Here is a 25,794-nt window from a genome sequence, read left to right as displayed (position 1 = left end):
CCCGGCTCAGGCCACCAGGGCGGGAAGGGCCTGCTCGATGCGGTCCCGGACGAGGGCGTCCGCCCACGGGTCGTACGGCGTGGGCTCGGCGTTGACGATGACGAGCCGGGCGCCGCGACCGACCGCGCGGGGCACCAGCCCGGCCACGGGGTGCACCTGCAGCGAGGTGCCGACGGCGAGCACCAGGTCACAGGTGTCGGCGAGGTCCACCGCGGCGTCCAGCACCGCCGGGTCGAGCATCTCGCCGAACAGCACCACGGTCGCCCGGGTGATCCCCCCGCACCGCGGGCACCGGGGGTCGGGATCACCGGCCTCGACCAGGGCGAGCATCTCGGCGAGCGGGCCGGTGGCGTCGCACCCCTCGCAGCGCCACGAGCGGGCGTTGCCGTGGATCTCGTGGACGAGCTCGGGCGACGAACCCGCCGCCAGGTGGAGGCCGTCGGTGTTCTGCGTGACGATGCCGGCCAGGCGGTGCTGACGCTCGAGGGTGACGAGGGCGTGGTGGCCCGGGTTGGGCTGCGCCGTGCGAGCCGGGGACGTGGCGCGGATCTGCCAGGCGCGGCGGCGGATCTCGACGTCGCGGCGGTACCAGCTCAGCGTGGAGATGCGCTCGGCGTCCGGGTCGAGGGTCCAGCGGCCGCGGGGGCCACGAAAGTCCGGGATGCCCGAGGCCGTCGACAGCCCCGCCCCAGTGAGGGCGAGCACGGCGGACGCCCCCGCGACGAGTGCGCGGGCCTGCTCGAACTGCTGATCGGTCATGCCACCCCCTGGCGGTCCGGCGGCGTCGCCGGTGGGGAACACCGTACCCAGTCCGCTCCGTCTCTGGCCTGTCGGACGCCCTCGCCGGGCAGACTGCGCCGCGCGGGGCGGGCTGGGGGGCGGCGGCTCGCGTAGGGCGGCTCCAGGCACGCCGCTTGCCTGCGGCGGGGGCTCGAGGCACGTCGCTCCCCGCCCATCGCCGTGCTCACGTTGCAGCGAGAGCGGCGCTACGGCCAGGGAGGGGAGTGGCCCGGAAGGGGCCCGCAAGGAGAGCACTCCGGCGCCGGGGGAGCAGCGCTGCGTCCGGGGAGCGAGGTTGGCCGCGGGGGCCTGTGGACCCCGGTGGCCGTGGGCCCCGGTGATGGTGAGCCCCCGGTGATGGTGCGGCCCGAGCCTGCCCCGGTGCCCCCCGACGGGCTAGGCTCCCCACCATGACCGACCCCTCGCAGGAGCGGCGCGCCGACGCGCAGCGCATGGCCGAGCTGGCGGTGTCCGCGCGCGCCGGGGAGTCGCGGGCAGCGCAACGGATCGTCGATCGGTTCGTGGAGCAGGCGACCGCGCGGGGCATCGCGCCGGTTCCGCTGGAGGCGACCCAGTTGGACGGCCGCCGCGTGCGCACCGACCGAATCGGGTGGTACGTCAACAAGAAGCAGACCCTCGCCATCGGCACCGGGGGAGAGTGGTTCGTCCTCCAGGTGCCGACCTCGTGGATGAGCCGTTTCACCGGCGTGAAGCTGCAGCCGTCGCCGCCGGAGCTGGTGGTGGCCCGCGGTGGACGCGACGGCGAAAGTGGTGACCTGCAGGAGTTTCTCGACCGTGTTCTCGCCGGCCGGTGAGCGTCACAGCCCTGACGTGAGGCACCGAGAGGCTGCGGCACCCCAACCAGCAGCCCCCCGGGCAGTAAAAGGGTAAGCCAGCCCCGGGTTCAGAGCAATCATCGCCGCCCCTGCTCTCGCTGCTCGGCCCGGTGGGGGCGCCTGCACCACGCCAACGATGAATCCCCCCACCCCAGGGTGATCCGGCGGACAACACCGGGGGTGGTTCGGGCAACACTCCTGCCAACACCCGGACGCGAATCTTGCGGCCATGACAGCAGAGCACTGGCAGGCGACGGCGCGGGCGTGGGATGCGGAGTGGGAGCGCCTCGCGCCCCCGGGGCGGACCGTCCCGACGGCGTGGCTGCTCGCGTGCCCGGTGTTGACGCCGGCCACGTGGGTGTGTGAGGTTGCGGACGTCGTCCGCACCGATCCGGACGCCGTGCTGCTCGCCCTGCTGCGGCTCCACCGCACCGGGGACACCTTGGCCGGGCAGGCCGTCCTGCGGGCGATGACACCGAAGGCGGTGCGGATGGCCGCTCGCGACGCCGAGGCGGGCCTGGCCGACTACCTGGCCGCGTTGTGGGAGCGGATCGCCACCTATCCGGTGGAGCGCCGCCCCACCCGGGTGGCGGCCAACCTCGCACTGGATGCACTGAAAACGGTGAAATCTGCCCGGGCGTGTCGCCCGACCCACGCGTGGGCGCCCGTGGCCGAGCAGCACGACCCGTTGGTGGGCGACGCCGTGCTGGACGCAGGCCTGCGGCTCGGTGTCATCGACGCCCAGACGCGCCGCACCCTGGCCTGCGTGTACGTCGAGGGACACAGCAGCGCGGACGCCGCGCGCGAACTCGGCACCAGCAGCGACGCGGTGCGGTGGCGGTGCAGCAAGGGGGTGCGCGCCCTACGCGCCCACGCCGGCGACCTCGTCGCCGAGCTCGTGGGGTGAGGGCGGCCGCCGGCGGGTCAGCGCCCGGCGAGCCCGTTCTCGTAGGCGAAGAGAACCAGGCCCACCCGGTCGCGGGCCTGCAGCTTGGTCAGCAGACGGCCGATGTGGGTCTTGACGGTGCCCTCGGCCATGAAGAGCCGCGCGGCGATCTCGGCGTTGGTGGCGCCGGCCGCGACCTCCCCCAGCACCTCCCGTTCGCGGTCGGTGAGCAGGGCCAATCGGGGATCCTGCGCGTGGGGACTGGTGTCGAGGGTGGGCACGACGTGGTCCAGCAGGCGGCGGGTCGTGGAGGGGGCCATGACGGCGTCGCCGGCGGCCACGTTGCGGATGGCGTTCAGCAGGTCGGCCGGGCGGGCGTCCTTGAGGAGGAAGCCGCTAGCTCCGGCCTTGAGGGCGGCGAACGCGTACTCGTCGAGGTCGAAGGTAGTGAGCACCAGCACGCGCGAGGGCAGGCCCGCCTCGGTGATGCGCCGGGTCGCCTCCACGCCGTCGAGCACGGGCATGCGGACGTCCATGAGCACGACGTCGGCGGGGTGAGCGGTGAGGGCCCGCAGCGCCTCGGCGCCGTCGGACGCCTCCCCGACCACCTTGAGGTCCTCGGAGGAGTCGATCAGCATGCGGAAGCCGCTGCGCACCAGGGACTGGTCGTCGGCCAGGAAGACGCGAATGGGGGGCACGGGTCAGCTCCTTCGGTGGGTGGGAGGGGGGCTCGGTGGTGGCGCGGGCAGCGGGGCCAGCACGCGGAACCGGGGGGAGGAGGTGCGGGGGCCGGCCCGCAACGACCCGCCCATGGACGCCACGCGTTCGTACATGCCGCGCAGGCCGTTGCCGCCACCGTCGGTCGGATCCTCGACGCCCTCGCCGTCGTCCTGCACATCGATCGTGATGTGCTGCGGGCCGTACGACAGCGAGACCGTCGCGTGGGCGGACGCCCCGGCGTGCTTGAGGAAGTTGGTGAGGGCCTCCTGCACCACGCGGTAGATGGTGAGGGCCAGGGCCGGAGGCACGTTGCCGGGCTCGCCGTGCACGACGAGGCGCGCCCGGTCGCTCGTCCGCGCCACCAGTTCGGGGATGTCCTCGAGGGTGGGCGTCGGTGCGTACGTGGGCCGCTCCCCGGCCTCGGGGCCCGCCCGCAGGACGCCGACGATGCGGCGCATCTCGTGGAGCGCCTCGCGGCCCGTCTCGGCGATCGTGTCGAGCGCCTCGGCGGCCACGTCGGGGTTCCGCGCGGCCGCGGCCCGCCCGCCCTCGGCCTGCACGATCATGACCGACAGCGAGTGCGCGACGATGTCGTGCAACTCGCGCGCGATCACGGCACGGGCGGACGCCTCCGCCAGCCTGCCCTGCTGTTCCCGCTCCGCGAGCAGCAGGCGATACCGCTCCTCGGCGATGCGGACCTCGGCGCCCCGAGACTCGGCGACCTCGCGCGCGCGGCGTCCGATGGCATAGGGGGTCAGCACCGCGCCGAGACAGGCGCCCCAGGAGAGCACGTCGACACTCGGGTTGCCGGACGTCGTGTTCTCGAACCAGCGCATGGGACCCAACAGGGAGGCAAAGGTGCCGATGACCAGCACGGAGCGCGACGCGTGGCCGGGCACCCAGCGCGCCACGCTGTACGCGACGATCGGGACGGCGATCAGCGACGGCGACGGCACATCGAGGAGCACCAGGTGCAGCGCCCCGGCGACGCTGACGAGCGCGAGCATGAGAAGAGGGGCATGCCGGCGCAGGGTCAGGGGCAGCAACATGGCGAGCGACACGCCCACGACGCGGGGGTCGGGCTCTTGGGTGCCGCCGAGCCAGACGAACGGCACCGCGATCACGACCAGGGACAGGGACACGGCGAGGATCCCGTCGGCCATCCAGTCACGTCGGGTGGCGCCGGGCGGGAACACCAGTTCGCTCGCACTCATCGGGCCCCAGCGTACGAGGCGGGACGAATCCGCAGTCGCTCGCGCGTGGGACAGCCTGGGGGACCCTTCCTTCCTAAGATGGGGCCGTGAAGAAGTTGGGTCTGCTCGCCGTGGTGACCGCCGCCGTCTGCGCGGCGTGGGCGCTCCGCGCGCGACGCGTCCGCCGGGACGCCGCGGTGTGGGCGAACGTCACCGACACGGTGTGAGCGACCAGGCGTCCGTGCCGGAGACGGCACCCGTGAAAACCGGCACGGTGACTCCCGGTGAGGCTCCCACCACCTCCCCCGACATGAATGGTGAAGTATTCGCTACGGTGACCACCTGGGGCGCCGGCGACCCGCGTCCCGCCTCACCGGGGCGCCGGGCACGGAAGGGGGTGAAGGGGTCATGGAGCTGTCGCGCTCTCGTGGCCGCAGCATCCTCATTTCCCCATGGTTGGGGGTGATCGTCCTCTTCGGGGCCCTGTCGTCGGTCGTCTTCATCGTGGCGGCCGTCCAGGCCGAGGATGTGTTGGCGAGGATCGTCGCGGCGGCGGCGATCGTGACGCTGTTCGGCGTCTTTTGCAATCTGACCGGCGACGCCATCCTGCTGCTCGACCGGCGGGGGTTCCGCACCCTGTTCCAACGGCGCACGCCGTGGGAGGCCGTCACCGCCATCCGCGTGGCCGAGGTGCCCGAGTGGGGCATCGAGACCACCGCCGTGGTGCTCGACGTGGTGCGGGGGGACCATCTGCAGCAGCGGGTGCTCAAGGGGTTCGGGCGCCTCGGGCACCTGGTCGACCTCGAGGGCCTGCGTGACCGGCTTGAGGCCGCCCGCGCCGAGGCCCTGGGCGGGGCGTCCGGCACCGCGACGCACTGACCCGCCCCGGCGCCACCGACCTCAGCCCACCAGGGGCCTGCGCGTCCGCATCCGCGCCACGAGCGTCGCGATCACCACGACGACCGCGGCGACCGCCGCCGCGCAGAAGCCCGCTTGCATGCCGAGCAGCGCCAGGCCGCGCTCACGGCCGCGAAGGCAAAGGCCGAGCAAGAGCGGGCCGAGCGGCGTGCCACGATCTACCTGCCGAAGGCGGGCGAAGCGGGTGCCGCGCGGTTGCGGACGCCGGGCAGGTTCCATCTGACGCGGCATCAGGACACGTCGGCGACGTTGGCGGGGGCGTATCCGTTCGTCGCCGAGGGTGGTCTCGGTGCCGATGGGGTGTTCGTGGGTCAGGACCTGTACTCGGGTGGGAGCTTCGTCTACGACCCGTGGGTGTTATACGCGCGCGGGATTATTACCGCACCGAACGTGGTGCTGGCCGGGATCGTCGGCTCTGGGAAGTCGAGCCTCGCGAAGTCGCTCTACACGCGGTCGTTGCCGTTCGGACGGCGCGTATACGTTCCCGGCGATCCGAAGGGCGAGCACACCGCGGTCGCCAACGCCTTCGGCGGACGCGCGATCGTCCTTGGCCACGGACTCAACACCCGCCTGAACCCGCTCGACGAAGGCCACCGACCAGCAGGCCTCTCGGACGAGCAGTGGACCAACACAGTCGCGGCCCGGCGCCGTGACCTGATCGGTGCGCTCGCCGAGACCGTGCTCGCACGAGGGCTCTCGCCGTTGGAGCACACCGCGATCGACATCGCCCTGACCCAGACAGTTAGGGAGAACGATGTGCCGATCCTGCCGATGGTCGTCGACCGCATCCTTGCCCCCAGTGCGGATGCCGACGGCAGGCTCACAGAGGACGGTCGTCTGGTCGGTCACGCGCTGCGCCGTCTCGTGGCCGGTGACCTGGCGGGACTGTTCGATGGTCCGTCCACCGTCCGGTTCGATCCGTCGTTGCCGATGATCTCCCTCGACCTTTCCCGTGTCACGGAGAACTCGACGCTGATCTCGGTGTTGATGACGTGCTCGTCGGCGTGGATGGAGTCCGCGCTGCTCGACCCGAACGGCGGGCAACGGTGGGTGATCTACGACGAAGCCTGGCGGCTCATGTCCCACCCCGCGTTGCTGCGGCGGATGGACGCGCACTGGCGACTCGCCAGGCACTACGGGATCGCGAACATGCTGATCTTCCACAAGCTCACCGACCTCGACAACGTGGGCGACCAAGGCTCCGCGATGCGGTCGCTGGCCAACTCGCTACTCGCGAACGCCGAGACCCGGATCGTGTACCGCCAGGAATCCGACCAGCTCGGCCCGACCGCGACCGCCCTCGGCCTGACCGGCACCGAGCAACAGCTCTTGCCGAACCTCGGCGTCGGCCAAGGGCTGTGGCGAATCAAAGCCAGGAGCTTCGTCACACAGCATCAGCTGCACCCTGCCGAGCTCGCCTTGTTCGACACCAGCAGCCGCGCGGCAGGAATTCCCCGCAAGTTCAAGAATCCTGAAGCCTGAATCGTCGGAAGATGCGGGTCGAGGCGTGCTCAGCGATGTGGTCGGGTCGCATCTCCGGGGAAGATGCGACCCCAGCATGTCCTGCCGGATCGGTCAGGCCTCGGTGAGCATCCAATCCGTCGCGATCAGGTGTGCGGGACTATCGGGTGGCGGTCTCGGAGATCGGTGGGCGGGTAGTTGCTGTTGTGGGGAGCCTGGTGCGTCGTGTGCGGGCGGCGCGGAGGCCGTTGCCGATCACGATGACTTCGGCGACTTCGTGGACGAGGACCACGGCGGCAAGACCCAGGGTGCCGGTGATCGCGAGTGGGAGCAGAACGATGATGATCAAGAGGGACAGGACGATGTTCTGGTTGATGATCGCCCGGCCGCGTGTGGCGTGGTGCAGGGCTTGCGGGATGAGGCGCAGGTCGTGGCCGGTGAACGCGACATCGGCGGACTCGATCGCGGCGTCGGAGCCGGTGGCGCCCATCGCGATCCCGACCGTCGCACCTGCCAGGGCGGGGGCGTCGTTGATGCCGTCGCCGATCATCGCGGTCGGCTGTTCCGTCGCGAAGGCTGCGACGAGGCGGGCTTTGTCCTCGGGGCGGAGTTCGGCGTGCACGTCGCTGATCCCGGCCTGGTTGGCGAGGGCGCGGGCGGTGCGGGTGTTGTCGCCGGTGAGCATCGATACCGCCATGCCTTGCCCGGTCAATGTCTGGACGACGTCGGGGACCTCGGGGCGGAGCTCGTCGCGCACCCCGATCGCGCCGATGAGCATGTCGTCGCGGGTGACGAGGACGCAGGTCTGCCCGGCCGCCTCCATCGCCTCCACCTGAGTGGTGAGCGGGCCGGGGCTGATCCACCGGGGGCTACCGACCATGACTCGGTGGCCGTCGATGGTGCCGGAGATCCCGTTTCCGGGCTCCTCCGTCACGTCGGTCGCAGCAGGGATCTCGGGTGCGGCGGCGGTGATCGCGGTCGCGAGCGGGTGCGTGGAGTGTTGCTCGATCGCCGCCGCCCAGCCCAGCACCTCCGCTTCGCTTACCCCTTCGGTGGTGGCGATGGCGGTGACGGTGGGCTGGTTGCGGGTGAGGGTGCCGGTCTTGTCGACGACGAGGTGGCGGATCGTGCCGAGGCGTTCGAACGCCGCACCGCTTTTGATGATGACGCCGAACCGGCTCGCCGCACCGATCGCGGACACCACCGTGACGGGCACCGCGATCGCCAGCGCGCACGGGCTCGCCGCGACCAGAACGACCAGGGCGCGCGTGATCCAGGTTTCCGGGTCTCCGAGGAGAGAACCAAGGACGCCGACGAGGACGGCGAGGATGATGACACCGGGCACTAGGGGCTTCGCGATGCGATCGGCGAGCCGCGCGCGTTCGCCCTTCTCCGCTTGGGCTTGCTCGACGAGTTCCACGATCGTGGTCAGCGAGTTGTCCTTCCCGCTCGCCGTGGTGCGCACGTCCAGGACGCCGGCGGTGTTGATCGCCCCAGCGGCGACCGCGTCGCCCGGGGCGACCTCCACGGGGATCGATTCCCCGGTGATCGCCGAGGTGTCCAGACTCGACCGCCCCGCCTCGATGATGCCATCAGTCGCGACCCGCTCGCCCGGTTTGACGACGAGGACCATCCCCGCGGTGAGCTCTGATGCCGGGATCTCCGCGGTGGCGCCGTTGTGCCGGATGGTCGCGGTGTCGGGGACGAGTTTCAGCAGGGCGCGCAGTCCGGAGCGGGCCCGGTCCATCGCCTTGTCTTCGAGGGCTTCGGCGATGGAGTACAGGAACGCGAGAGCGGCGGCTTCTTCGACGTAGCCGAGGATCACCGCGCCGATCGCGCTGATCGTCATCAGCAGCGCGATCCCGACCTTGCGGCGCATCACCAGGCCGCGGATCGCCCCCGGAACAAAGGTGGAGCCGCCCAGCAGCAGGCCCGCCCAGAACACCACCAGTGCGGGCGTGTCCTGCCCGGACCAGTCCAGGGCCAGGCCGGTGAGGAACGCGATACCGGAGAAGATCGGGATCAGGATGCCCCGATCCCGCCACCACGCACGCGCAGCCTCCTCCGTCACCTCGCTCCCGGCGGCGGCCGAGGCGTCGTGGGCGCAGCAGTCCTCGCTCACGACACATCCTCCCCGGTGCCAGCGGGCGTGTCGCAACAGCCGGGCACCGAGCAGGCCGGGTCGATGCACGGCACGTGCTCGTCCACCGCGAGCGTCACATCCACCAGCGCCGTCAATGCGGCGGCGAGATGCGGGTCCGCGATCTCGTACCGCGTCTGCCGCCCCTCGGGCTCGGCGACCACGATCCCGCACCCGCGCAGACACGCCAGATGGTTCGACACGTTCGTGCGCGTCAGCTCGAGTTCCCGGGCGAGCTTCGCCGGATACCCCGGCCCGCCCAGCAGCGCCAGCAGAATACGCGAGCGGGTGGGGTCGGCCATCGCCCGTCCGAGACGGTTCATCACATCCACCCGAGAAGCAAGAGTCAGCATGCACTGACCATACATCCGCCGGTGACCATTCAGCAAGGGGTGACCTATCATGGTGAGTGTCGAGTGGAGCAGGAAGAAGGTTTGCGTGTGCGAGTTGAAGTGCTGAGCATCGATGAGTGCCCGAACTCCCGAATCGCCGTCGAGGAAGCAGAAGCGGCACTGGCGTCGCTCGGATTGTCGGCGACGGCGGTGGTCGAGCGTCGCGTGACGTCACCAGCGGACGCAGCGGCGACGGCGTTCGCCGGGTCGCCGACGGTGCTCATCGACGGCGTGGATGTGATCCCCGGAACCGCGCCGACCAGCACCCTCGCCTGCCGCATCTATCGCACCGGGACCGGCACGAAGGGATACCCCAGTCGAGCGCAGATCGTCGACGCGATCCTCGCCCGCGCAGACCAACAGCAGTAATCGTCCGTCCTCGCCCTTAGCCGCAACCGTCCAGGAGCCTTTCACATGACCCTGCCCCCGTCCCCGCCTGCGTCCTGGTGGAGCCGACTGAACACATCGATGAAAGCGATGCTGATCTCCGTCACGGTGATCGTCGCACTCGTCGCGGTCGCGATCATCGTCGTGATCGTGAACCGACCGGAGCCGGTCGCGTTGCCCGAAGGTGTGGGCGCGGCGCGCACCCTGTCGGAGAACGCGCACTACCCGGAAGAAGCGGGAGAGGATGCGCCGACGCTGGTGGAGTTCTTGGACTTCGAGTGCGAGGCGTGCGGGGCGTTCTACCCCTACATGGAAGACATCCGCGAGCAGTACGACGGGCAGATCAACTACGTCGTGCGCTACTTCCCCCTCCAGGGCCACTTCAACTCGATGAACGCCGCTCTCGCGGTCGAGGCCGCCGCGCAGCAGGGCGAGTTCGAGGGCATGTACCGGATGATGTTCGAAACGCAGGCCGAATGGGGCGAAGGACAGACCTCCGAGGCGGAACGGTTCCGCGGATACGCCGACACCCTCGGCCTCGACCTCGCCGCCTACGACCAGGCCGTCGCGAACCCGGCCACGCAGGAACGCGTCGAGGAAGACTTCAACGCGGGGCTGGCCCTGGACGTGTCGGGCACGCCCACGTTCTTCCTCGACGGGGAACAGCTCGAACTCACCGCACCCGAGGACCTGCCCAACGCGTTGGACGCAGCCCTCAGTCAGTGAGGCCAGAGCCGTTCACGTTCGGGTGAGGGCTCGGGCGGCGGCGGTCAACGGTTCGGGGGCGGGTTGGTAGTAGGCCCAGCGTCCCCGTTGTTCGCGGATGACGAGGCCGGCGTCGACGAGGAGCTTCATGTGGTGGGAGACGGTGGGCTGGGAGAGGCCGACGGGTTCGGTCAGGTCGCAGACGCACATCTCCCCGGACGCGGAGGCGGCGATCAGAGAGTAGAGCTTGACGCGGTTGGGGTCGCCGAGCGCTTTGAAGACGCGGGCGAGCTGGCCGGCCTGCTCGTCGGTGAGCGGCTGCCCGGCAGTATTGCAGCAGCCGGCGAGTGCGTCGGCGAGGATCTCGGGCGCGGTGCTGGTGGTCATGGCTCCCATTCTGCCCGTCGTATTGACATTTGTCGATGCGTCATGCCAGGCTCTGACGTATTGAAGTCTATCGATATGAGGAGGATGTGGTGATGGAGCTGCCTGTCGTGGTGATCGGGGCCGGCCCGCAGGGGCTGGCCGCGGGGGCGCATCTGCTCGAACGCGATCTGGAACCGCTGATCCTGGAGTCCGGTGACCGTGCGGGGGCGGCGGTGTCCGAGTGGGGGCATGTGCGTCTGTTCTCCCCGTGGCCGGAACTGGTCGATGCGGCGAGCCGTCGCCTGCTGGAGACGAGCGGGTGGAGGGAGCCGGAGTCGGGGTATCCGACGGGGGCGCAGTGGGTCGAAGGGTATCTCGCGCCGCTCGCCGACGCTCTGGGTCACCGGGTCCGGTACGGGGCGCGTGTGGTCGGGGTCGGGCGGAAGGGTCGGGATCTCTCGGTTGATGCGGGCCGTGCTGAGCAGCCGTTCGTCGTTCATGTGCGGCACGCGGATGGGCGTGAGGAGCGGGTCGAGGCGCGGGCGGTGATCGACGCTTCCGGGACTTGGGGGATGCCTGCGCCGGCGGGCGCGGATGGGCTCGCCGCCCTCGGCGAGCGGGCGGCCGCCGTGGCCGGCGTGCTGGACTACGGCATCCCGAGTAGTGCTGATGCGGCGGCGCTGGCCGGGAAGCATGTGGTCGTGCTCGGGAACGGGCACTCGGCGGCGACCGCGATCGGTCTGCTGGCCCGGGTCGTGAAGCGGGAACCGACGACGCGGGTGTCTTGGGTGCTGCGGCGCGGTCAGGTCGGCAACGCTTTCGGCGGCGGTGCCGCGGACGAGCTGCCCGAGCGCGGCGCACTGGGCCAGCGCGCCCACCGGGCCGTGACGGGCGGGCTCGTGGATCTGGTCACCGGGTTCCGCACCGAACGGATCATCCGTCGAGACGGCGGAGCAGTGCTCGTCGCGGAGGACGGACGTGAACTCGCGGTGGCCGACCGGGTGATCGTGCTGACCGGGTTCCGACCGGATCTGTCATTCCTGTCCGAGGTGCGCCTGGACTTGGATGTGCGGTTGCAGGCCCCGGCCCGGGTCGCGGTCGAGGTGGACCCGAACCTCCACTCCTGCGGCAGCGTGCGCGCGACAGGCGCGGCCGATCTCGCCCACCCCGAGCCGGGCTTCTACCTCGTCGGGGCGAAGTCGTATGGGCGGGCTCCGACGTTCCTGGCGCTGACGGGGTTCGAGCAGGTCCGCAGCGTCGTCGCGGAACTCTCGGGTGACCATGCGGCGGCCGGGCGGGTCGAGCTCGAGCTACCCGACACCGGAGCGTGCGGCGGCAGCGGTCTCTTCGATGCTCCGGCCGAGAACAGCACTGGCGGGTGCTGCGGAACGGGTCCGCAGCTCGTGCCGCTCGGCGCCAGGACGGCGGTATGAGCCACGGGCGGCTCCTGATCGTCGGCGGCGGCCAGTCCGGGCTCGCCGCCGCCCGGGTGGGCCGGGATCTCGGGTGGGAGCCGGTCGTGGTGGAGGCCGGACCGGAACCGGTCGGGTCGTGGCCGGCGTACTACGAGAGCCTGCGCCTGTTCTCCCCGCACCGCTTCAGCGGCTTCCCCGGCTACCCGTTCCCCGGACTGCCCGACGACTACCCGCACCGCGATGACGTCGCCGACTTCCTGCGCGGTTATGCGACCTGGCTCGATGTCGACATCCGCACCCGCACCCGCGTCACCGACCTCACCACACGCGACGGCGGGTTCGAGGCGGTGCTCGCGGATGGCGGTCGAGTGGTCGGGGACGTGGTGATCGCGGCGACAGGTTCTTTCCGGAATCCGTATGTGCCGCAGATCCGAGGACGCGAAGCGTTCGGCGGGCGGGTGCTGCATGTCGCCGACTACCGGTCACCGGAGGCCTTCACCGGGCAGCGAGTGCTGGTGGTCGGGGCGGGCAACTCCGCGATCCAGGTCGCCTACGAACTCACCGAGACCGCGGACGTGTCCGTGGTGGTGCAGGATCGGGTTCGGTTCGCACCCCAGGTGATCGCGGGGCGGGATCTGCACTGGTGGCTGACGCGCACGCGCGCCGACCTGCTGCCCCCGGCGATCCTGAACCGGGTCATCACCGGCACCCCGGTCATCGACGCCGGCACCTACCGCGCCGCACTGGAGACCGGGACGCTCCCGCAACGGCGCATGTTCACCGCGTTCACCGAGGACGGGGTCGTCTGGGCGGATGGCGCGAGGGAACGGGTCGATGCGGTGATCTTCGCAACCGGGTACCGCCCGGACCTGCCCTACCTCGCCTCGCTGCGTGCGATCGATGACGCCGGGATACCGCCGCATCGAAACGGTGTCTCGACCATGCTTCCGGGGCTGGGATTTCTGGGGTTGGAGTTTCAGCGGTCGTTCTCGTCGAACACGCTGCGCGGCGTGCACCGCGACGCCGCCCACCTCATCACCGCCCTCACCAGCCAGACGCGGCGGGCCCGCGGTGGCTGAGACAACCGCCGTCCGGGTGCGTCCGGGCCTGGGCGTGGTGCTGGCGGCGTTGTGCGTGACCGAGATCGTCTCCTGGGGGCTGCTCTACTACACGTTCCCCGTGCTCGCCCCGGCCATCACCGCCGACACCGGCTGGTCCTCGGTCGCGGTGTCGGCGGCGTTCTCGGCCGCGCTGGTGGTCTCCGCGCTGGCCGGGGTGCCGGTCGGGCGCATCATCGACCGGCACGGGCCACGCCTGATCATGACCGTCGGCTCCGTGCTCGGGGTGATCCCTCTGGTCGTGGTCGCGAACGCGCCGAGCCTGCTCGCGTTTGTCGCCGGGTGGGTGCTGGCGGGGGCGGCGATGGCCGGGGTGCTCTACCCGCCGGCGTTTGCCGCGATCACCGGCTGGTTCACCACGCGCCGCCTCGGAGCCCTGGCGACGCTGACGCTGATCGCCGGGTTGGCGAGTACCGTGTTCGCCCCGCTGACCGCGACCGCCAGCAACTCGTTGGGGTGGCGAGAGACGTATCTGTGGGCGGCCGTCGTACTCGCCGTCCTCACGATCCCGGCACACGGGGTTGTGCTGCGCCGTCCCTGGCCCGCCCGGCACCACCCCAGTGCCGCGGAGCCGGTCGCTGCGCGGGCGTATGCGGCGACTGTAGTGCAGAGTGGCCGGTTCTGGCTGCTCACGTCCGGGCTGACGATCGTGTCGCTGGCGATGTACGCGGGACTGCTCGCGATGGTGCCGCTGATGCTCGAACGCGGCGTCGCCACCCAGACCGCGGCATGGGTGCTCGGCCTCGGTGGCCTCGGTCAGGTCGCCGGCCGTCTCGTCTACACCGCCCTCGCGCACCGCGCCTCGTTGGTGCTGCGTACGACGGTCGTGTTCGGACTCGTCACGATCAGCACCGCTGTTCTGGCCGTCGTACAAGGGCCGGTGGCGTTGTTGATCGGCGTGTCGATGTTCGCCGGGGTGGGGCGTGGCATCGCGACGCTCTTGCAGGCGACGGCGATCACCGACCGGTGGGGGCCGCGCGCCTACGGGCACCTCTCGGGTCTGCTCGGCCTACCAGTCCTGCTGGCCGCAGCCGCAGCCCCCTGGGCCGGTGCCGTCTTCGCCGAGGCGGCCGGAAGCTACCAGGCCGCGTTCCTGATCTTCGCCGGGCTGGCGGGGGCGGGCACCGTGCTCCTCATCATCAGCACCCGCACCGGCCGACCCGTCCCGGTTACGGCGTTGCGGGGGTGAGCAGGCTGTCGATCAGCGCTTGGATGCGGGTCTTGATGTCGTCGCGGATCGGGCGCACCGCGTCGATGCCTTGCCCGGCGGGGTCGTCGAGCTTCCAGTCCTCGTACCGCTTGCCGGGGAAGAACGGGCACGCGTCCCCGCAGCCCATCGTGATCACGACGTCGGAGTCCTGCACGGCCTCGGTCGTGAGGATCTTGGGCTGCTCGGCGGTGATGTCGATGCCGTCCTCGCGCATGGCCTCGACGGCGACCGGGTTGATCTGCTCGGCGGGCATGGAACCTGCCGAGCGCACCTCGACCCGGCCGGCGGCGAGGTGGCGGAGGTAGCCGGCGGCCATCTGGGAGCGGCCGGCGTTGTGGACGCAGACGAACAGCACGGAGGGCTTGTGAACGGTCATGAACGTGTCTTCTTTCAGTTGGTGAGGCTGGTGAGGAGTGCGCGGACGCGGGTTTCGATGTCGTCGCGGATCGCCGCGACCCCTTCCGGGGAGGCGAGGGCAGGGTCGCCCGCGGCCCAGTCCTCGTAGCGGACGCCCGGGATGATCGGGCACACGTCCCCGCATCCCATCGTGATCACGACGTCGGCGGCGCGGACGGCGTCGTCGGTGAGCGGCTTCGGGAACGCCGTCTCCGCGTCCTGGTCGCCTGCGATCTCGGTCAGCAGAGAGCGCACGTGCGGGTGCACGTCGGACGCCGGGGTCGACCCGGCCGAGCGTGCGATGACGGTGCCGCCTGAGAGCTGGTTGAGGAGGGCGGCGGCGAGCTGGGAGCGGCCGGCGTTCTGCACGCACACGAACAGCACCTGCGGCACCCCGGCTTCCCGGTTCCGGGTGAGATCGGCCAGGCGTTGCCTCGCGAACCGCTCGGTCAGCGGGATTAGGTGCTGGGTCACTTTCGCCGACCGCACCAGGCCCGCGTAGGACTCGCGCACGATCGCGATCACGAGATCCCGGTTGAGATCACTGAGTTCGTCGGCGAGTTCCTCGGCGAGGCGGGTGACGCGGGCGTCCATGTCGCGCAGCGCCTCAGCACGGGCCTCGGCCTGCTCGGGTTCGTCTGAGACCGCGGCTGGGGCGAACGCGTCCAGGAGTGCGGCGACGGCGCGCTGCCGGGCCGGGGTGATCCGGTACCAGACCCAGGTGCCGCGCCGTTCCGAGGCGAGTATCCCGGTGTCTTTGAGGACTTTCAAGTGGTGGGAGACGGTGGGCTGGGACACCTCGGCGAGCTCGGCGAGGTCGCACACGCACGACTCGCCGCGCGGGTCGGTGGCGATCGCGGACAGCATCCGTAACCGGAGCGGGTCGGCGAGCGATTTGAGTGCGCCGGCCACGGTCGTGGCAGCATCCTGTCCGATCGCGTGCGTCGAGGACGGTGCGCACGCCTCGGCGTCGGGGAGGACGGTCGTGTCGGTCATGACGTCCTCGATTCGGTGACGGCTTCCGTCGCGTAGGGGTCGGTGTGGAACCAGGCCTTCGCCGCCCAGAGGGAGACGTAGACGAGGCCGACGAGCACGGGCACCTCGATGAGCGGGCCGACCACGCCGGCGAGGGCCTGCCCGGAGGCGGCGCCGAAGGTGCCGATGGCGACCGCGATCGCGAGCTCGAAGTTGTTGCCCGCCGCGGTGAATGCCAGCGTCGTGGACCGGGCGTAGGTCATACCGAGGCCTTTGCCGAGCAGGAGCCCGGCGAACCACATGAGGCCGAAGTAGACCAGCAGCGGCAGCGCGATCCGGGCGACGTCGAGGGGGTTCTGGGTGACCGCCTCTCCCTGCAGCGCGAATAGCAGCACGATGGTGAACAGCAGCCCGTACAGCGCCCACGGCCCGACCCGGGGAAGGAACGTCTCCTCGTACCATTCGCGGCCCTTGCGGCGTTCGCCGATGAACCGGGAGGCGAACCCGGCGATCAGCGGGACGCCGAGGAACACGAGCACGTTCAGCGCGATCTGCCACACCGACACCTCCAGCCCCTGCGTATCCCACCCCAGCCAGCCGGGCAGCACGGCGAGGTAGAACCAGCCGAGCACCGAGAACATCACGACCTGGAAGACGGAGTTGATCGCGACAAGCACCGCGGTGGCCTCGCGGTCGCCGCAGGCGAGGTCGTTCCAGATCACGACCATCGCGATACACCGGGCGAGACCCACGATGATCAGCCCCGTGCGGTACTCGGGCAGGTCGGGGAGGAACAGCCAGGCGAGGGCAAACATCACCGCGGGACCGACCAGCCAGTTCAGCACGAGCGAGGAGACGAGGAGGCGCTTGTCGCCGGTGACGGCGGCGACCTTGTCGTACCGCACTTTCGCGAGCACCGGGTACATCATCACCAGCAGGCCCAGCCCGATCGGCACCGAGATCCCGCCGACCTCCATCGCGGACAGCGCGTCGGAGAGCGCGGGAACGAAACGTCCCAGCAGGAGGCCCGTGACCATCGCGAGGCCGATCCACAGCGGCAACCACTTGTCCAGCGTGGACAGCCGCTTCGGGGTCGCCGTGGTAGGGGCGGTGTTCGTCTGGGTCATGCGAGCAGCTCCTCGATCTTCGCCGCGTACACGGGCTTCGGGTGCGCGCCGATCAGCACGTCCACCCGTTCTCCGGCCCGGTAGAACCCGAGCGTCGGGATCGACGTCACCCCGGCCGCGGTCACGGCCTCCGGATTCGCATCGGCGTCGACCTTCACGATCTTCACCCGGCCCGCATACTCCTCACTGAGTTGGTCGAGGATCGGGGCGATCACCTTGCACGGCCCGCACCAGGCCGCCCAGATATCGACCACGACGGGCAGCTCGGCTTCGATCACCTCGCTCTGGAAGGTCGCGTCGGTGACGGGGGTGACGGTGTTCATGCGGAGACCTCCAGAACGGGAGCCGGCTGGGCGGCGGGGGCGAGATGGGAGAGATAGTGCTGGGCGTCCTGGGCTGCGGCGCAGCCGGTGCCCGCGGCGGTGATCGCCTGCCGGTACGTGTGATCGACCAGATCGCCGGCCGCGAACACGCCCGGCACGTTCGTGGCCGTCGATGGATGCGCGACCCGCACATACCCGTCCGGGTCGGTGTCGACCTGCCCGGTGACGAGTTCGGAGCGCGGGTCATGCCCGATCGCGACGAACACCCCGGTCACGTCCAGGGTGCGCAAGGCGCCGGTGAGGGTGTCGCGCAGCCGCAGCCCGGCCACCCGGTCGTCGCCGAGGATCTGGGCGACCTCACTGTTCCAGGCGATCTCGATCTTCGGATCGGCCCGCACCCGCTCGGCCATGATCCGAGAGGCCCGGAACTCATCGCGACGGTGCACGAGCGTGACCTTCGCCGCGAACCGCGTCAAGAACAGGGCCTCCTCCATCGCGGAATCCCCACCGCCGACCACGGCGATGTGCTGATTGCGGAAGAAGAACCCGTCGCAGGTCGCGCACCACGACACCCCGTGGCCGGACAGGCGCTCCTCTTCGGGGAGGCCGAGCTTGCGGTACGCGGAGCCCATCGTCAGGATCACCGCTCGCGCCCGATACGTGACACCGGCGCCGGTCTCGATGACCTTCAGATCGCCGGCGAGGTCGAGACGGGTCGCGTCGTCGGAGACGATCTCGGCGCCGAACCGTTCCGCCTGCGCCCGCATCGATTCCAACAGCTCCGGCCCCTGCACACCATCGATGAAACCGGGAAAGTTCTCCACCTCCGTCGTCGTCATCAACGCCCCGCCAGCGGTCACCGACCCCGCCACCACGACCGGGGCAAGCCCCGCACGGGCGGCATAGATCGCCGCCGTGTATCCCGCAGGGCCAGACCCGACGATCACCAACTCCACCACTTGCATCGACATGCTTCTATATTGAGTGATATCGATACAGGATGGCAAGTCAGGAGGCGTCTCGCGGGCGGATGTTCATCTGCTGTTCAACGAGACGAGCACGGTCGGGTCGGGGGTCGAGTGGGTGGGAGCGGATCGTGGCGTGGCGGCTGGGCGTGCGCTGGGTCACGGGCTGGGCGGGTCGAGGATCGTGGCCGAGTAGCGCAGCGCGGTCTCGATGCCGATTCCGAAGAGGTCGCAGACGCGCCTGATATCGCCGCCGGTCTGTTCGACTTCGTAGAGGATCCGGTCGGTGCGCAGCGCCTGGGCAGTGACACCGGCTTTCTTCCAGGCAAAGTTCCGGCCGGGCGGTGAGAGCCTAGGCGCGGTCTGGACGGTGACGAGCAGGTAGGGGTTCTTCGTCTCGGGCCAGCGCTTGGCACGGTGATCGAGCCACGCGGCGAGGACGAACGATCAAAACCAAGAACCCACAGCACCCGATGTCCCCGTCGGCCCGTCCGAGGTGGATGAGCCCGACGTGTTCGACGGACCGCCCCGCGTCACCAACGCCGACATGCCCGAACCGCCTCACCCGGTGAACTGGAACCTGCTCACCGCTCACGAGCTGGAGCAGGAATGGCTCGCGCTGAACCGGTGGGTGGACTGGCTGCGCCGCACCTACGGACTTCAGGTCTCGGTGATCCCTCCGTTCTGGCACCACCATCCGGAGATGGTCTGGGAGTTGTCGGCACTGCACCTGCACTGGCTGGCTGCCTACGACCCCGAACAGAACGCGTCCGCACCCCTCGGTTGGCATCGCGACTTCGCCGACGCGCGAGAACGCCTCCGCTACTGGGTCACCGCCTGCAGCACGCGCGGGGACCGCGACCGTCCCACCCGGCAGGCCGCATGGCCCGGCGAAGGGCCCGCCCCCGCGATCCAGGAGGTGAAGTTCGACGACAGGGACGAAGAGTTCGTGGACTTCGTGATCGCCCAGGTCCGCAAGCGCCAGGAAGCCGAAGACGAGTTCTACGCCAGCCTCGCCGACGACGAGGGTCCGTAGACCGATGAGCCGCTATGCCAAGAAGACCGACCGTCGCCCCTACGAGGAGCGGTCGTTCTCCGTCCGGGCCGTGCATCGCGACCGTGCCGACCTGCACAAGATCGCCGAAGTCCTCATCCGGCTGACGTTGCAGGAGACAGGTGAGAGCCGAGCCGCCCGCGAAGCGGTCCGGGTGCCCGACACCTACCGAGCGACCCCCCATGACCTAGCCGCCTCAGAGGCCGCCCGGTAGAATGAAACTTGCAAGCCTCGCAACGCGGGGCGTTGTGGCCCAAACCTCGTCATCTGGCGGGCAACACGCACCGAGACCATCGGGTCTCGCCCTACAGCCTTCACCGGCTGCTCTCACGATCAACGCCCCTCCCACCGCAGTGGGAGCGCGAGGGTCGAACCGCGTGAGAGTGAGCCCCCGATGACCACCGTCGCCGATGATCCAACGGCCAGCCTGATCGACCCACCCCGAACTGCTGCCGTCGCAGTGTCCTACCTTCGGGTCTCCACCCGAGAGCAAGCAGAGAAGGGCGGGACCGACGAGGGATTCTCCATCCCCGCACAGCGCGAAGCGACCAGACGCAAGGCCGAACAGCTCGGCGCCGGCATCGTCGAGGAGTTCGTCGACGCGGGAGCCTCGGCCAAGTCGTCCGACCGGCCCGAGCTGATGCGGATGATCCAGTACGTCAAGGCCAACAAGGTCGCATACTGCATCGTCCACAAGGTCGACCGGCTCGCCAGAAACCGCGCCGACGACGTGAGCATCCACCTCGCACTCCAACAATGCGGGGTCATGCTCGTATCCGCGTCGGAGAACATCGACGAGACGCCCTCCGGGATGCTGTTGCACGGCATCATGTCCACGATCGCCGAGTTCTACTCCCGCAACCTCGCCACCGAGGTCGCCAAGGGCATGACCTAGAAGGCCATCGGCGGTGGCACGAACGGGCGCGCGCCCATCGGGTACTTGAATGTACGCAAGCGCGACGAGCTCGGCCGCGAAGTCCGCACCATCGAGCTCGATCCCGAGCGAGCACCGATGATCGAGTGGGCGTTCAAGGCCTACGCCTCGGGCAACTGGAGCGTCAGCCAACTGCACGATGAACTCACCTCGCGCGGGCTGCGCAGTCTGCCCACACCGAAGCGGCCGGCGAAATCGCTGGCGGTATCCACCATCCATCGGCTCCTGACAAACCCGTACTACAAGGGCGATGTCATCTACCGAGGCACCCGCTACAAGGGCAACCACCCAGCGCTCGTGCCTGCCGAGGTCTGGTATCAGGTCCAGTCCGTGCTCACCGCGCACCAGTGCGCCGTCGAGGCAACCCAAGTCCACGGCCACTACCTCAAAGGCACAATCCACTGCGGCCAGTGCGGCTCCCGGCTCATCGTGTCCAACGCGAAGAACCGCCACGGGAACGTGTACTGCTACTTCGTGTGCTCCGGTCGGCACTCCAAGCGCACCGACTGCACGCGCCAGGCGATGCTCATCGAGGACGTCGAGAAGCTCGTCGAGGACTACTACACCCGTGTCCAGATCACGCCCGCCCAACAGGACGCACTAGCAGGGATGCTGCACCACGAGTTCGACCGGCTGATGGCCGCCGAAACCGAGGAACTGGAACGTCTCACCACCAACCGCGATCGGCTCGAAGGCGAGCAGGACCGGCTCATGCAGGCGCATTACGCCGACGCGATCCCGCTCTCAGTGCTCAAGCGCGAGCAGGACCGCATCGTCGCCGAGCTCGACCAAGTGACCCGCCGCATCGACGCCCACTTCGGTGACTACGCCGACGCCCGCGCCCACCTCGACGACGCCTTGGGCCTGCTCGCGAACTGCGCCGACATCTACGCCCGCTGCGACGACACCAACCGGCGGCTGTGCAACCAGGCGTTCTTCACCAAGGTCTTCATCGACGAGGACAACGAGCTACGAGTCGAACACAACCGGCCCTTCGAGATGCTCCTCGATCCGCAGGTCAACGCCAACGCTCTGACCTGGGCCGCAGACGCGAACAAGGCCCGAACCTCGACCAACGTTTCCGTTGGCAAGGGTTCGAGCCTTGTGCGTTGGGTGGACCCAAGGGGACTCGAACCCCTAACCCCCTGCTTGCAAAGCAGGTGCGCTACCAATTGCGCCATGGGCCCCGGCAACGGCCCAGTCTAGCGGCCCCGACGGGCTGCTCGCGCCACGCCTCACCCCGGTTAGGTGACCCTTCAACCAAAACCACGGCAACCCGCTTCGGTGCCACAGGAGCCACCCGTACCATGGATCCCGATGTGGTCCAAGCGCCAGGAGGTCGACTACGCCCTGCAGCGCCGGAGTGTGCTCCGCGCCGTGCAGGGACGCCAGCGCGCGCTCGCGAGGTTGGACGCGTGTGACGCGGACCCGCTGCTCGTGCGCACCGCCCGCCACCACGGCGAACCCCATCCCGAGGCCTGCCCGGTCTGCTCCAGTGATGAGATGGTCCTGCTGCACTACGTGTTCGGCGACCAGCTTGGCCAGTACGCCGGACGCGTGAAGTCGCGCGCCGAGCTGGACGCGATGCAGAGCGAGTTCGGAGAATTCATGGTGCGCGTGGTGGAGGTCTGCCCCGCGTGCCGCTGGAACCACATGATCGCGGCGTACCTGCTCGGAGACGGCGTCACCCGCAAACCGCCCCGCCGGCAGAAGACTGTTGAGGACATCTATGGCTGACGAGCCCACCCGCGCCCCCGGCGCCGACGACGACCTTCCGGGCGGTCACACCCAGCCGGACGCCGACGCGCCCCCCGCCGCCGACGCGTCTCCCTACGCGGCCGCTGACGCGGATTTCGCCGCCCAGCAGGACGCCGACACCCCCGACGACATCTTCCGCGAGCCCGCCCCGGAGCCCGCGGCCCCCACTACTGAGGAGACCTCCGTGCCCCCTGCTTCGGGCGCCCCCGGCCGCGCCGCCGCCTCGGGCCGCGGCGGCTCCACCGCAGCCACCGGACGCGCCCTGCGGCGCAACGGCAAGCCGAAGCGACCGCTCGGCGTCCGCATTCTGGCGTGGGTCGTGGGCATCGTCGCCGCCCTCGCCGTGGCCGGTGCCATCGCGTTCGGCATCTTCTACGCGATGACGCCGATCCCCAACCCGAACGCCGACTTCCAGACCAACAACAGCCACGTCTACTACGCCGACGGCACGACCGAGTTGGGCACCTTCGCGATCCAGAACCGCGAGACGGTCGCCTTTGACCAGATCTCCCAGCACGCCAAGGACGCCGTGGTGGCGTCGGAGAACGCGACGTTCTGGGAGGACTCCGGCATCTCGATCCCCGGCATGCTGCGCGCGGTGCAGACGGCGTTGACGCCCGGTGAGGCCACGGTCGGCGGGTCGACGATCACCCAGCAGTACGTCAAGGTGCTCTACCTAACGCAGGACCGGACGATCGCCCGCAAGCTCAACGAGATCGTGATCGCGCTCAAGGTGAGCCAGGAGGTCAGCAAGGAGGACATCCTGGCCGGCTACCTCAACACCGTGTACTTCGGACGCGGCGCCTACGGCATCGAGGCCGCCTCCCAGTCCTACTTCGGCGTCTCGGCGGCGGACCTCTCGCTGCCCCAGGCCATCGCGCTCACCGCCATCATCAATTCGCCGAACAACCTCGACCCCCACCGCGGCGAGCAGGCGGCGTCCGACCTGCTCGAGCGCTACCAGTACACGATCAACCAGATGGTGGTCGAGGGTCACATGACCGAGGCCGAGCGCGACGAGATCTACACGACGCTGCCCGAGTTCCCCGATCTGCCCTCGGACTCCCGTTTCGGCGGCCCGAACGGCTTCCTGCTCAAGATGGTGCAGGACGAGCTCACCGCCGCCGGCCTGGAGGACTCCCAGATCAGCGGCGGCGGCCTGCGCATCGTCACCACGGTGAACCCGGCCGCCCAGGCCGCGGCGATCGAGGCCGCGCAGAACCAGGCGCGACGCATCGCGTCCGCCCAGGGGCAGCAGCAGGACTACTACCACCCGGCCATCGCCTCCCTCGACACCGCCACCGGCGGCATCGTGGCGCTCTACGCCGGCCCGGACTACACGTCCACCACCGACAGCCGCAACTGGGCCACCACCGCCCGCCCCACGGGCTCGACCTTCAAGCCTTGGGCCCTCGTCGCCGGCCTGCGGGACGGGGCGACGCTCCAGACCCGCCTCAACGGCAACGAGTTCACCCTCCCCGGTGAGAAGCAGCCCATCTCGAACGCCGGTGGGCGCAACTACGGCCCCGTGACACTGCAGCAGGCGACGACGTCGTCGATCAACTCCGCCTACATCGACCTCGTCGTGCAGATGGAGGACGGCCCCCAGAAGGTCATCCAGGCGGCCGAGGACGTCGGCATCCGCAACCCCGGCTGGCAGCCCTACCCCTCGATCGCGCTGGGCGTCGGCGAGGTGTCCCCCGTGGACGCCGCCCGCGGGCTGGCCACCCTCGTCAACGAGGGCCAGCGGACGACCCCACACATCGTCGCCGAGGTGAGCGATCCCACCGGAGACGTCATCCACCGCGCCACGATCGCGCCGGAGCAGACCGTCGAGACCGAGGTGGCCCGCAACGCCGTCGCCGCGCTGACCGGGGTGGTCAACGACGGCACGGCACGTTCGGTCCGCGCCCTGGGCTACGAGGTCGCCGGCAAGACGGGCACGTACTACATCTCGGCGCTGCAGGAGACGCGTGCCACGTGGTTCATCGGTTCCACCAAGCAGATCTCCACCGCCTTCGTGCTCACCGCCGGGCCGGAGGGGCAGTCGAACCTGGGCCGCAACACCTACGGCTCGACGTACGCCGCCCAGGGCTGGCTGGAGTACATGCGCACCGCGATGGAGGGCCAGGAGCGTCTGACGTTCCCCGACGCCACCCGCACGCGCGCGAGCGGGAACTTCTCGGCGATCCCGGTGCCGCAGCCGACCCGGACGACGTCCGCGCCCGCCCCGGCTCCGACCACCGCCACTGCCACCGCCGAGCCGACACCGGAGGCCACCGATCCCACGACGGCCCCCACCGACGCGCCGCCTGCCGACGCCCCGCCCACCGCGGCGCCGACGACGCCGCCCACCGAGGCGCCCGACGCCGGCACGGACGAGGGCACCGACGACGACACCGGCGGGAACGGCTGAACCGCGCACCGGGGCGGCGCCCCGGCCCGGCGCCCGCGTAGGCTGACGCCATGCGTGGACCCGGGCTGACCGCCGTGCTCGGCGGCCCGTTGGGGCGTCATGCGGAGCCCGCCGGCTGGACGCCCCGGGCCGGGTGGGTCCTGGCCCTGGCCACGCTCACCTGGGCGGTGCTGGTCGCGCGGCACACCCCCTGCGTCGAGGACGGCTCGGCGCAGTACCGGGCGCTGTGCTACTCCGACATCGCGGCCCTCTGGGGCCCGCGCGGCATTGACCGGGGCCTGCTGCCCTACCTGCAGACCGATCTGGAGTACCCCGTCCTCACCGGCGGCCTCATCGCAGCGACGCGGGCCCTGGCCGGGTGGCTGCCCTCCACTGGCCTGGCCACGAACTTCTTCGGCCTCACGGCGTTGGCGCTGTTCGCCTGCTTCCTCGGCCTCGTCGCGGTGCACCTGCGGCTGGACGCCCGCGGCGCGGCCCTGCTGGCCGGCAGCCCGCTGGTGCTGGCCGCCGGGCTGATCAACTGGGATCTCCTCGCCGTCCTCCTCACGTCGGCCGCCCTGCTCGCCTGGACGCGGAACCGGCCGGGGCTCGCCGGCGTCCTCATCGGGCTGGGGCTGTCGGCCAAGTTCTACCCGGCGCTGCTGCTCGTGCCGCTGGCCGCGCTGTGCCTGCGGGACCGCTCGTGGCCGGCCCTGGCCCGCCTTGCCGCCGGGGCGGCGGGTGCGTTTCTGGCGGTCAATTTGCCCGTGTACCTGCTGGCCCCGGACGGTTGGTGGCACCAGTGGACGTTCCACGCCGGCCGTGGGGCCGACCTCGGATCGCTGTGGTACGTGCTGCAGCTGGCGGGGTGGACGCTGCCGGCCGCCACCCTCTCGCGGACGCTGTTGCTGCTCGGGCTGGCCGGGGTGGCGGCGCTCGCGCTCGCCGCGCCGAGACGCCCGCGGGCCACCGACCTCGCCTTTCTGGTCGTGGCCCTGTTCTGCCTGGTGAACGTGGTCTACAGCCCGCAGTACGTCGTGTGGTTGCTGCCGCTGTTGCTGCTCACCCGGCCCGGCTGGTTGCGGCTGGCGGCCTTCACCGGTGCCGAGTTGCTCTACTGGTGGGCCGTGTGGGCCTACCTCGATGGGCAGCTCTACTCCGGGGACGGCTCGGCCCGCCCCTACGCGGCGGCTGTCCTGCTCCGCCTGGGCGTCCAGGCCTGGCTCGCCGCGTCCGTCGTGGTGGACGCCCTGCGCCCCGCCCCCGCGACACCGCAGGTGCGCCCATGAGCCGGGCCGGGGCGACCCGTGCACCACGCGGAACCCGGGCGAGGCGCGGGG

27 protein-coding genes, 1 tRNA gene and 1 pseudogene are annotated in these 25,794 nt (G+C 70.3%); 16 read left to right on the top strand and 13 right to left on the bottom strand.

The genetic code is table 11. The features are described from left to right. Positions 1-6: 6 nt before the first annotated feature. On the bottom strand, positions 7-759 hold the full coding sequence (locus PCC79_RS15875) for a Sir2 family NAD-dependent protein deacetylase (protein WP_342372409.1): 753 nt from the start codon (positions 757-759) through the stop codon (positions 7-9). Between the two features lie 431 nt (positions 760-1,190). On the opposite strand from PCC79_RS15875, the gene PCC79_RS15870 reads away from it, so the two are divergent. Then, a complete protein-coding gene (locus tag PCC79_RS15870) occupies positions 1,191-1,595 on the top strand; it encodes a hypothetical protein (protein ID WP_232547106.1) in 405 nt (134 codons plus the stop codon). Positions 1,596-1,845: 250 nt separating this feature from the next. Then, positions 1,846-2,523: an RNA polymerase sigma factor gene (locus tag PCC79_RS15865; protein WP_232547107.1), complete on the top strand. Its 678-nt coding sequence runs from the start codon at positions 1,846-1,848 to the stop codon at positions 2,521-2,523. Positions 2,524-2,540: 17 nt separating this feature from the next. On the opposite strand, the gene PCC79_RS15860 is transcribed toward PCC79_RS15865, so the two are convergent. Together PCC79_RS15860 and PCC79_RS15855 are read right to left on the bottom strand one after the other, a co-directional pair. Further along, positions 2,541-3,200, bottom strand: coding sequence for a response regulator (locus tag PCC79_RS15860; RefSeq protein ID WP_232547108.1), 660 nt, complete (start codon positions 3,198-3,200; stop codon positions 2,541-2,543). 3 nt (positions 3,201-3,203) lie between these two features. Beyond that, positions 3,204-4,436 carry a sensor histidine kinase gene (locus PCC79_RS15855; RefSeq protein ID WP_342372408.1) on the bottom strand — a complete coding sequence of 411 codons (1,233 nt, stop codon included), beginning with the start codon at positions 4,434-4,436 and terminating at the stop codon, positions 3,204-3,206. A 387-nt stretch (positions 4,437-4,823) separates the two neighbouring features. Between PCC79_RS15855 and PCC79_RS15850 the strand changes: the two genes are divergently transcribed. After that, complete coding sequence (locus PCC79_RS15850) at positions 4,824-5,294, top strand: hypothetical protein (RefSeq protein WP_232547110.1); 471 nt, start codon at positions 4,824-4,826, stop codon at positions 5,292-5,294. A 114-nt stretch (positions 5,295-5,408) separates the two neighbouring features. Continuing rightward, on the top strand, positions 5,409-6,815 hold the full coding sequence (locus tag PCC79_RS15845; RefSeq protein WP_342372407.1) for an ATP-binding protein: 1,407 nt from the start codon (positions 5,409-5,411) through the stop codon (positions 6,813-6,815). Between the two features lie 139 nt (positions 6,816-6,954). On the opposite strand, the gene PCC79_RS15840 is transcribed toward PCC79_RS15845, so the two are convergent. Next, the gene (locus PCC79_RS15840) at positions 6,955-8,916 is read right to left on the bottom strand and encodes a cation-translocating P-type ATPase (RefSeq protein ID WP_342372406.1); all 1,962 of its coding nucleotides are present in this window, start codon (positions 8,914-8,916) and stop codon (positions 6,955-6,957) included. After that, complete coding sequence (cmtR, locus tag PCC79_RS15835) at positions 8,913-9,287, bottom strand: Cd(II)/Pb(II)-sensing metalloregulatory transcriptional regulator CmtR (protein WP_342372405.1); 375 nt, start codon at positions 9,285-9,287, stop codon at positions 8,913-8,915. Before cmtR ends, PCC79_RS15840 begins: the two co-directional genes overlap by 4 nt. A 21-nt stretch (positions 9,288-9,308) precedes the next feature. Between cmtR and PCC79_RS15830 the strand changes: the two genes are divergently transcribed. Together PCC79_RS15830 and PCC79_RS15825 are read left to right on the top strand one after the other, a co-directional pair. Continuing rightward, positions 9,309-9,695, top strand: a complete 387-nt coding sequence (locus tag PCC79_RS15830; protein ID WP_342372404.1) for a DF family (seleno)protein — start codon at positions 9,309-9,311, stop codon at positions 9,693-9,695. A 108-nt stretch (positions 9,696-9,803) separates the two neighbouring features. Then, positions 9,804-10,439 carry a DsbA family protein gene (locus PCC79_RS15825; RefSeq protein WP_342372403.1) on the top strand — a complete coding sequence of 212 codons (636 nt, stop codon included), beginning with the start codon at positions 9,804-9,806 and terminating at the stop codon, positions 10,437-10,439. 12 nt (positions 10,440-10,451) lie between these two features. On the opposite strand, the gene PCC79_RS15820 is transcribed toward PCC79_RS15825, so the two are convergent. Then, positions 10,452-10,805, bottom strand: a complete 354-nt coding sequence (locus PCC79_RS15820; RefSeq protein ID WP_342372402.1) for a metalloregulator ArsR/SmtB family transcription factor — start codon at positions 10,803-10,805, stop codon at positions 10,452-10,454. 92 nt (positions 10,806-10,897) lie between these two features. On the opposite strand from PCC79_RS15820, the gene PCC79_RS15815 reads away from it, so the two are divergent. The 3 genes from PCC79_RS15815 to PCC79_RS15805 are packed head-to-tail and all read left to right on the top strand — an operon-like array spanning position 10,898 to position 14,506. Next, complete coding sequence (locus tag PCC79_RS15815) at positions 10,898-12,217, top strand: NAD(P)-binding domain-containing protein (RefSeq protein ID WP_342372401.1); 1,320 nt, start codon at positions 10,898-10,900, stop codon at positions 12,215-12,217. Beyond that, positions 12,214-13,278, top strand: coding sequence for an NAD(P)/FAD-dependent oxidoreductase (locus PCC79_RS15810; RefSeq protein WP_342372400.1), 1,065 nt, complete (start codon positions 12,214-12,216; stop codon positions 13,276-13,278). Before PCC79_RS15815 ends, PCC79_RS15810 begins: the two co-directional genes overlap by 4 nt. Next, positions 13,271-14,506 carry an MFS transporter gene (locus tag PCC79_RS15805; RefSeq protein ID WP_342372399.1) on the top strand — a complete coding sequence of 412 codons (1,236 nt, stop codon included), beginning with the start codon at positions 13,271-13,273 and terminating at the stop codon, positions 14,504-14,506. Before PCC79_RS15810 ends, PCC79_RS15805 begins: the two co-directional genes overlap by 8 nt. Here the strand turns inward: PCC79_RS15805 and PCC79_RS15800 are convergent. From PCC79_RS15800 to trxB, 5 genes are read right to left on the bottom strand one after another with little or no spacing between them, the layout of a single operon-like run. After that, complete coding sequence (locus PCC79_RS15800) at positions 14,487-14,903, bottom strand: arsenate reductase ArsC (protein WP_342372398.1); 417 nt, start codon at positions 14,901-14,903, stop codon at positions 14,487-14,489. The two genes, PCC79_RS15805 and PCC79_RS15800, sit on opposite strands and share 20 nt — an antisense overlap. Positions 14,904-14,917: 14 nt before the next feature. Beyond that, positions 14,918-15,919: a metalloregulator ArsR/SmtB family transcription factor gene (locus PCC79_RS15795; RefSeq protein ID WP_342372397.1), complete on the bottom strand. Its 1,002-nt coding sequence runs from the start codon at positions 15,917-15,919 to the stop codon at positions 14,918-14,920. Further along, complete coding sequence (gene arsB, locus PCC79_RS15790) at positions 15,916-17,025, bottom strand: ACR3 family arsenite efflux transporter (protein WP_342372396.1); 1,110 nt, start codon at positions 17,023-17,025, stop codon at positions 15,916-15,918. The genes PCC79_RS15795 and arsB overlap by 4 nt, the downstream gene beginning before the upstream one ends. Then, entirely contained in the window at positions 17,022-17,348 is a 327-nt protein-coding gene (gene trxA, locus PCC79_RS15785) for a thioredoxin (RefSeq protein WP_342372395.1), read from the bottom strand. Before trxA ends, arsB begins: the two co-directional genes overlap by 4 nt. Then, a complete protein-coding gene (trxB, locus tag PCC79_RS15780; protein ID WP_342373637.1) occupies positions 17,345-18,319 on the bottom strand; it encodes a thioredoxin-disulfide reductase in 975 nt (324 codons plus the stop codon). The genes trxA and trxB overlap by 4 nt, the downstream gene beginning before the upstream one ends. Positions 18,320-18,824: 505 nt before the next feature. On the opposite strand from trxB, the gene PCC79_RS15775 reads away from it, so the two are divergent. The 4 genes and pseudogenes from PCC79_RS15775 to PCC79_RS15760 all read left to right on the top strand — a co-directional run. Beyond that, positions 18,825-19,349 carry a hypothetical protein gene (locus tag PCC79_RS15775; protein WP_425325644.1) on the top strand — a complete coding sequence of 175 codons (525 nt, stop codon included), beginning with the start codon at positions 18,825-18,827 and terminating at the stop codon, positions 19,347-19,349. 4 nt (positions 19,350-19,353) lie between these two features. Then, entirely contained in the window at positions 19,354-19,581 is a 228-nt protein-coding gene (locus PCC79_RS15770) for a hypothetical protein (RefSeq protein WP_342372394.1), read from the top strand. Positions 19,582-19,761: 180 nt separating this feature from the next. Then, entirely contained in the window at positions 19,762-20,262 is a 501-nt protein-coding gene (locus PCC79_RS15765) for a recombinase family protein (protein ID WP_342372393.1), read from the top strand. Between the two features lie 45 nt (positions 20,263-20,307). Further along, a pseudogene (locus PCC79_RS15760) lies at positions 20,308-20,850 on the top strand (recombinase family protein); the annotation flags it as partial. 51 nt (positions 20,851-20,901) lie between these two features. Here the strand turns inward: PCC79_RS15760 and PCC79_RS15755 are convergent. Further along, positions 20,902-21,024, bottom strand: a complete 123-nt coding sequence (locus PCC79_RS15755; protein WP_269778952.1) for a hypothetical protein — start codon at positions 21,022-21,024, stop codon at positions 20,902-20,904. A 391-nt stretch (positions 21,025-21,415) separates the two neighbouring features. After that, a tRNA-Ala gene (locus tag PCC79_RS15750) sits at positions 21,416-21,488 on the bottom strand. Between the two features lie 130 nt (positions 21,489-21,618). On the opposite strand from PCC79_RS15750, the gene PCC79_RS15745 reads away from it, so the two are divergent. From PCC79_RS15745 to PCC79_RS15735, 3 genes are read left to right on the top strand one after another with little or no spacing between them, the layout of a single operon-like run. Beyond that, positions 21,619-22,038, top strand: a complete 420-nt coding sequence (locus PCC79_RS15745; protein WP_232547126.1) for a DUF5318 family protein — start codon at positions 21,619-21,621, stop codon at positions 22,036-22,038. After that, positions 22,031-24,475 (top strand): transglycosylase domain-containing protein, encoded by a 2,445-nt coding sequence (locus tag PCC79_RS15740; protein WP_342372392.1) that lies wholly within the window; start codon positions 22,031-22,033, stop codon positions 24,473-24,475. The genes PCC79_RS15745 and PCC79_RS15740 overlap by 8 nt, the downstream gene beginning before the upstream one ends. Positions 24,476-24,525: 50 nt before the next feature. After that, positions 24,526-25,743 (top strand): glycosyltransferase 87 family protein, encoded by a 1,218-nt coding sequence (locus tag PCC79_RS15735; protein WP_342372391.1) that lies wholly within the window; start codon positions 24,526-24,528, stop codon positions 25,741-25,743. Positions 25,744-25,794 lie beyond the last annotated feature (51 nt).

Origin of the sequence: Propioniciclava soli (assembly GCF_038502305.1) — a bacterium.
GTDB classification, from domain to species: domain Bacteria; phylum Actinomycetota; class Actinomycetes; order Propionibacteriales; family Propionibacteriaceae; genus Propioniciclava; species Propioniciclava soli.
The sequence above is the reverse complement of the archived record's forward strand: the minus strand, read 5'-3'. Positions and strand labels throughout refer to the sequence as shown.